Source organism: Terriglobales bacterium (assembly GCA_035624475.1).
Lineage (GTDB): Bacteria > Acidobacteriota > Terriglobia > Terriglobales > Acidobacteriaceae > DASPRL01.
Map to the genome: position 1 here is coordinate 1 of DASPRL010000141.1, position 5,870 is coordinate 5,870.

General features: G+C 68.7%; 9 protein-coding genes. 3 read left to right on the forward strand and 6 right to left on the reverse strand.

All coding sequences use genetic code 11. The annotated features are described in order from the left end of the window. Nucleotides 1–1,186 (reverse strand): threonine synthase (locus VEG08_06035; protein HXZ27544.1); only part of this gene is annotated, 1,186 nt, incomplete at its 3' end. A gap of 60 nt (nt 1,187–1,246) precedes the next feature. Next, nucleotides 1,247–1,768, reverse strand: coding sequence for a ferritin family protein (locus VEG08_06040; protein ID HXZ27545.1), 522 nt, complete (start codon nt 1,766–1,768; stop codon nt 1,247–1,249). A gap of 410 nt (nt 1,769–2,178) precedes the next feature. On the opposite strand from VEG08_06040, the gene VEG08_06045 reads away from it, so the two are divergent. Continuing rightward, nucleotides 2,179–2,553, forward strand: a complete 375-nt coding sequence (locus VEG08_06045) for a hypothetical protein (GenBank protein HXZ27546.1) — start codon at nt 2,179–2,181, stop codon at nt 2,551–2,553. Nucleotides 2,554–2,617: 64 nt separating this feature from the next. Beyond that, on the forward strand, nt 2,618–2,812 hold the full coding sequence (locus tag VEG08_06050) for a hypothetical protein (protein ID HXZ27547.1): 195 nt from the start codon (nt 2,618–2,620) through the stop codon (nt 2,810–2,812). Nucleotides 2,813–2,840: 28 nt separating this feature from the next. Here VEG08_06050 and VEG08_06055 read toward each other — a convergent pair whose 3' ends face one another. The 4 genes from VEG08_06055 to VEG08_06070 form a co-directional block, all read right to left on the reverse strand. After that, nucleotides 2,841–3,644, reverse strand: coding sequence for a transporter (locus tag VEG08_06055; protein ID HXZ27548.1), 804 nt, complete (start codon nt 3,642–3,644; stop codon nt 2,841–2,843). A gap of 35 nt (nt 3,645–3,679) precedes the next feature. After that, a complete protein-coding gene (locus VEG08_06060; protein HXZ27549.1) occupies nt 3,680–4,132 on the reverse strand; it encodes a DoxX family protein in 453 nt (150 codons plus the stop codon). Between the two features lie 28 nt (nt 4,133–4,160). Next, nucleotides 4,161–4,913 carry a sulfite exporter TauE/SafE family protein gene (locus VEG08_06065; GenBank protein HXZ27550.1) on the reverse strand — a complete coding sequence of 251 codons (753 nt, stop codon included), beginning with the start codon at nt 4,911–4,913 and terminating at the stop codon, nt 4,161–4,163. Nucleotides 4,914–5,012: 99 nt separating this feature from the next. Then, a complete protein-coding gene (locus VEG08_06070; protein ID HXZ27551.1) occupies nt 5,013–5,393 on the reverse strand; it encodes a PadR family transcriptional regulator in 381 nt (126 codons plus the stop codon). A gap of 132 nt (nt 5,394–5,525) precedes the next feature. Here VEG08_06070 and VEG08_06075 point away from each other — a divergent pair. Further along, nucleotides 5,526–5,870 (forward strand): HAD family hydrolase (locus VEG08_06075; protein HXZ27552.1); only part of this gene is annotated, 345 nt, incomplete at its 3' end.

Here is a 5,870-nt window from a genome sequence, read left to right on the forward strand (position 1 = left end):
GCGCGGATTGGTCCGCCGCACCCGCCTCCGCCTTCAGCGCGGGCGCGATCACGTCGATGTACTTCAGTCCCGAGCCGGTGTTGAACAGCACCACCGTGTCTGAGGGCTTGAGGAACTTCCGCGCCAGCAGCTTCTTGTAGGCGGCCAGCGAGGCCGCACCCTCGGGCGCCGCGAACACGCCCTCCTCCGCCGCCCACTCGCGCACGCATTCGACGATCTCCTGGTCGGTGACCGCCACCGCCGCCCCTCGGCTCTGCTTCAGGATGTCGAGGATGATGTAGTCGCCGTAAGCCTTGGGTACCCTCAGCCCGGCCGCCAGGGTGCTGGCGTGGGCCCACGCCTCCGAGACCGGCTTATGTTCATCCCATGCTTTAGGGATAGGCGCGCAACCGCTTGATTGCACGCAGATCATCTTGGGCCGCTTTTGCCCGCGCTTCAGCCACCCCAGCGCCTCCATCTCCTCGAAGGCCTTCCACATCCCGATCAGCCCCACTCCGCCGCCGGTGGGATAGATGATGGCCTCCGGCAGCCCCCACTCCAGTTGCTCGGCCACCTCGTAGCCCATAGTCTTCTTGCCTTCCACGCGGAAGGGCTCCTTCAGCGTGGAGATGTCGAACCAGCCCTCCTGCTGCTTGCGCTCCCCCAGCAGGCGGGCGCAATCGGAGATCAGCCCGTCCACCAGGGTGACGTGCGCGCCGTAGCTGCGGCACTCCACCAGGTTGGCCTGGGGGACGTCCTGGGGCATGAAGATGTGCGCCTCCAGGCCGGCGGCCGCGGCGTAGGCAGCCAGCGCGCTGGCGGCGTTGCCCGCCGAGGGAATAGCCAGCTTCTTCAGTCCGTAGGCCCGGGCCATGGTCACCGCCGCGCACAGTCCCCGCGCCTTGAACGAGCCGGTGGGATTCAGCCCTTCGTCCTTGATGAAGACATGCTTGTACTTCCGGCTGGGCAGCATGGGGGTGAAGCCTTCGCCCAGGGTGACGGGCGGGGCGTCAGGCAGCACCGCCGCGTAGCGCCACATGCTGCGCGGGCCCTCCGCCAGGCGCGCCCGCGGGAACTTCTTCTGCACCGCCTTCAGGTCGTAGCGCACGTAGAGCGAGCCCGCGCACTGGGGGCAGACGGTCTGCGGCTTCTGCGGGGACACCTTCTCCCCGCACTTGGAGCACTCCAGGAAAGTGATCTTGGCCATAGGCGAACGACCGCGGGCGCGGATCGAACTAGCGATTGTACACGCGGTCCCGGCCGCGCTTCAGCCGGCGTTGGTCAGGTGGGAGATCCCGCGCAGCTTCTGGTTGAGGAAGACGATGTGCCCGGCCTCGAACTGCGCCAGTTCGGCGTACAGGCGCGCCATCGGAGGATCGCTGGCGCCTTCGGCCAGGCGCTGGTAGAAGCGGCGGGCGTGCTCCTCGGCGGCCAGGGCCACGCGCAGCGCGTTGACCCGGCTGATGCTGCCCACCCGCATCCGCCCCACGGAGTAGATGTCGCCGTCCTCCAGCCGCGGGAACTCGATGGTGTCGGCCATCTCGCTCGGGGTCAGCAGGCAGAGCTGCTTCTCGTAGCGCTCCAGGTAGGAGGCGCGCAGTTGGGCGGCGTGCCGGTCCTCCTCCTCCGCCATCTCGCGGAAGGCCTGCGCCACCTGCTGCGAGTCGGGGTCGCTCAGCTCCTCGAACATCTCGGCGTAGTTGCGGTAGAGGCGCCCGTTGCGCTCCTCGATGGTGATGGCGGCGAGCAGGGTCTCCTGGGGCGTGAGTGAGGCGAAGTCGCGGCTCATGGTGTGGGGGGCGGCGTGCCCACCTGGCGTGTGCCCTGGCCCCGCGACAAGGTGGGGTATGGCATCAGGGCTCGGGCACACGCCAGATGCCAGGCCACGGACACGTTGGGCAGAGAAGGCGTGGCCGGCATCCTTTCGCGGTGGGCGGGCGAATGGCAGAGATCGCTGCTCGGTCGTTCCGCCACGTCCTCCTTGTAGCCCGGCCGCCGTCCTTCTGGCTGTGACCTTCATCACGCGCCCGCGTGACGAAGCCGCCCACGCCTTCCCCATCCCCGCGCCCCGGGGTACTAGAATCACCTCGCCCTGTGACATAGGTCACAGCGTCCTGCGACATCCCCGCCTAAGCTGGGACTCGTACCGGCGCCCCAGGGACCAGAGAAGCCCGCGGCAGCCGGATGGAGGTTAGGGGTATGGCCCACGACGACCGCGACATCCTCGACGTCCTCAAATTCGAGCTCACCTTCCTCGAGCAGGGCGGCTACGGCCGCTCCGTCCGCACCCCCTGGAAGCCCACGCACACCTTCCAGGACTCTCTTAGCTGCCTCAACTTCGGCGACCCCGAGCGCACCCATCCCTGCGAAGAGTGCGTGCTCATGCAGTTGGTCCCCAAGGAGCGCCGCGGCGAGAGTGTTCCCTGCCACCATATCCCCCTGAGCCCGCAGGGGGAGACGGTCGAGACCCTGGAGAACCAGGAGAACCAGCAGGTGATGGAGGCGCGGCTGGAGCAGTGGCTGCGCGCCACCATCGCGCGCCTGGAGGCCGAGCGCGCGGCGCAGAAGGCTTAGCCTCGGCGGCGCGAGTCTCCCGTCGTGCCTTCGTGGTAACCTGCGTGTCTTTCGTGGTGAGCCTTTGACCACCGGCAAAGTCATCGTCGTGCGCGAATGGGACGCCGACAGCTTCCACCGCCGCGTGCTGGAGCTGGAGGCCCAAGGCTACGTCGCCCGCCGCGACACCTACAAGATCACCCCCGAGATGCATCCCGAGACCGGCACCATCATCCACCTGCACACCATCGAGCTATCTCACCCGGACGAGGAGCAGTAGCCTCGGCCCTTCCCTGCGCGGGCTTCGGCTACCTCGGCGGGCGATCTCCTGGCGTAAACCAGCGCTGCGTGAAGGGCGGGGCCGGCGCCGGCGAGCCCGGCTGCGGGCGGTCCTTTCCCCAGGTGTAGTAGAGGCCCAGATACCCCACCGTGTGCCGATCGCCCGCCACGCTGTGTCCGCCCATGAACAGCAGGCTCAGGTTGCCGTGCAGCGTGAGGTAGCCGCCGCCGTCGAGGAAAGTGGATTGCCGCGCGCCCACCTGCTGCGCGCCCTGATAATAGATCTCGCCTCCCAGGATGAGTCGCTTGCCCAACTGGCGCTGTGCCAGCCATCCCGCGAAGCCCGAGTCCTGCATCCCGGCCGCGCGATTGATGGTGTATCCCGCGCCGCCGTAGGTGGTCCATGGCCCCCAGCTCTTCTGGATCCACAGCGGCAGGCGCGCCCACACCCCGCCGTTGCCCAGCCCGCGGCCCGCGTCGCCGCTGGGCACCTCCAGCATGGGGAACATGCCCACCTGCGGCCGCCCTCCCTTCTCCTCGACGAAGCGGTACTTCACCCCAAGCTCGATGTCGCCCGCGCCCAATTCGGTGGGCCCGGCGTCGGGCCGCGACCAAGCCACCGGCACCACCACGTGCAGTTGCAGGTTGGGGGCGGCGCCCACGTTGAACTCGAAGGCGGGGCCTTGGCCGGTGGTGGCCCCGCCTCCGCGATCGAAGGTGGAGAAGGTGTAGAACTCATAGTGGTGGAGGTCCACCGGCTCCGGATCGTCGGTCTGAAAGGGAGGCCCGGCGAAGGCCCTGCCGCAGGCCAGCAATAGCGCCAGCGCGCACAAGAGCAGCCTGTGCCGCCCTGGCCGCGACCCTGATCTCAAGGCTTCTCCCCGCCGCCCCGGCGCGCGTCCAGCGACAGCCTTCCGGGCCCGCTCAGCAGAAGGAAGAGCAGCCCGCACAGCATGGCGAAGTCGGCGCGCGCGTCGCTCACCATGGACCAGAAGCCCTGTCCCGGCCGCAGCAGCTCGGGGATTTTGGTGGTGGCGATGGCGGTCACGATCACGATCAGCAGCGGCACCGCCGCCAGCCGCGTCAGCAGGCCCACCAGCAGCATCGCCCCGCAGACCACCTCAACGCTCCCCACGAAGTGCGCGGTGAACCAGGGATGCGGGAAGCCGATGCGGGTGAAGCGGTTCACCCCCATGTTGGGGTCGGTGTACTTCAGGATCCCCTGAGTGAAGAAGATCAGGCCCACGGCCAGGCGGATCAGCAGGATGCTGCCCGCTTCGACCCCCGATCGGCTCGCGAGGAACTTCCACAGCTTGCCCATCGCATCCTCCCCACCATCGAACCCGTGCCTAGCCTCCGGGATGCGCCAGCATCCAGACGCCGAGTGCGAGGATGATCAGCGAAACCAGGGCCCGGAAGGCCCGCGGCGGGATGCGGCGCAGCACCGGCTGTCCCAGCAGGGTGCCGGCGATCACGCCGGCGGCGGCCAGAGCCATCAGCGGCCAGGCTCCAGCCACGTCGCGCCACTGCGTGACCGCATACACCGGCATGCGGAAGGCGTCCACCAGCAGCGCGATCGCGGTGGCAGTCGCGACGAAGGCTTCCTTGGAGACGTCGAAGCCCAGCAGCGCGGCCGAGCGGATGCCTCCCTGGTTGCCCACCAGTCCGCCGAAGGCCCCGGAGAGAGCGCCCGCCGCGAAGCCGGCGCTCCGCCCCAGGCGCAGGCGGGCGGTGAGCCCGGTCAGGCCGCTGATCCCCGCGAAAACCAGCAGTCCGCCCAGGAGGTAGCCCAGGACGGCGCTGCGCAGCCAGACGTGCAGCAGCGCGCCTATCAGTCCTCCGGCCGCGCTGGCCAGGCCGAAGCTGAGCAGGACGCGGCGATCCACGTGCCGCCGGATCAGCCAGAAGCGCAGCCCCGTGCCCGCCAGGTGCGGCACCGAGACCACCGCCACCGCCAGCTTGGTGCCCAACTCGGTGGCCAGCAGCGGCGTCAGGATACTCCCGATCCCGAAGCCCGAAAGCGAGGCGATCCCGCCCGCCACCAGCGCCGCCACAGCGACGAGCAGACGGAACAGCAGCGCGGGATTCATCGCGGGGCCCACCCCAGCGTCGCTCCTGGAAGCTGAGGCGAGTTGATGCTGCCCGCTTGGGAGTGCTTTGGCTCGCGCATGGTCATCACTCCACCCGCCCACACGGCAGGGCTAGGCCCGCCTCCTGGGCGGTCTTGCCCGGGTCTGCCCTTCGAAGAGCTCACCGAACAGCTCCCGGATCCTCCCTTTCGCTACCGCCAGCGCTCTGCGGCCCGCGGCGGTCGCCCGGTACACGCGGCGGATCTTGCCGGCGCGCGCGCGTTCCCGGGAGTACAGCAGTCCTTTCTGCTCAAGACCGTGGAGGATCGGGTACAAGGTCCCCGGACTGAGCTTGTATCCGTGCCGGGCAAGCTCTTCGATCATGCCCAAGCCGAAGATGCCCTCCCTGGCCGCGTGGTGGAGGATGTGGAGCCGGACCAGGCCGGAATAGAGCGCTTGCTCCTTGCCGGAATCGCGCCGGCCGCTCCGCCCGTTTGTCCTTCCCTGCCGCATTATCGGTTGTCGTTATCGTATTTCTATATGTACCGGCTCGTCAATCCCTCCCGAGGATCTGCGGTCGGTCCGGGCGGACGAGGGATCCGACCGCAAGAGCGCGCCTGGCCGGTGCCTGCTAGAATCTCCCCAGTGACTTCGCCCATCCGCCTCATCGCCGTGGACATCGACGGCACCCTGCTCAATCCTCAGTTCCAGGTCCCGGCCGCCAACATCGAGGCCCTGCGCCGCGCCCACGAACGCGGCGTCGAGGTCATCCTGGTCACGGGACGGCGGCACAAGTTCGCGCTTCCCGTGGCCGCCGAACTGGGCTTCGACCTGTGGCTCATCTCTTCTAACGGCGCGGTCACCAAGTCCTCGCGCGGCGAGCCCTTCCACCGCGACCTGCTGCCTCTCCAGACCGCCCGCCACCTCTGCCAGCACATGCTCGACTTCCGCGGCTCCACCGTGCTCACCTTCGACGTCGAGGGCAAGGGC

Excerpts from the sequence above, each read along its gene's own strand:
- VEG08_06070 (HXZ27551.1), bottom strand. The coding sequence starts at position 5,393 with ATGCGGCAGGGAAGGACAAACGGGCGGAGCGGCCGGCGCGATTCCGGC.
- VEG08_06060 (HXZ27549.1), bottom strand. The coding sequence starts at position 4,132 with ATGGGCAAGCTGTGGAAGTTCCTCGCGAGCCGATCGGGGGTCGAAGCG.
- VEG08_06045 (HXZ27546.1), top strand. The coding sequence starts at position 2,179 with ATGGCCCACGACGACCGCGACATCCTCGACGTCCTCAAATTCGAGCTC.
- VEG08_06040 (HXZ27545.1), bottom strand. The coding sequence starts at position 1,768 with ATGAGCCGCGACTTCGCCTCACTCACGCCCCAGGAGACCCTGCTCGCC.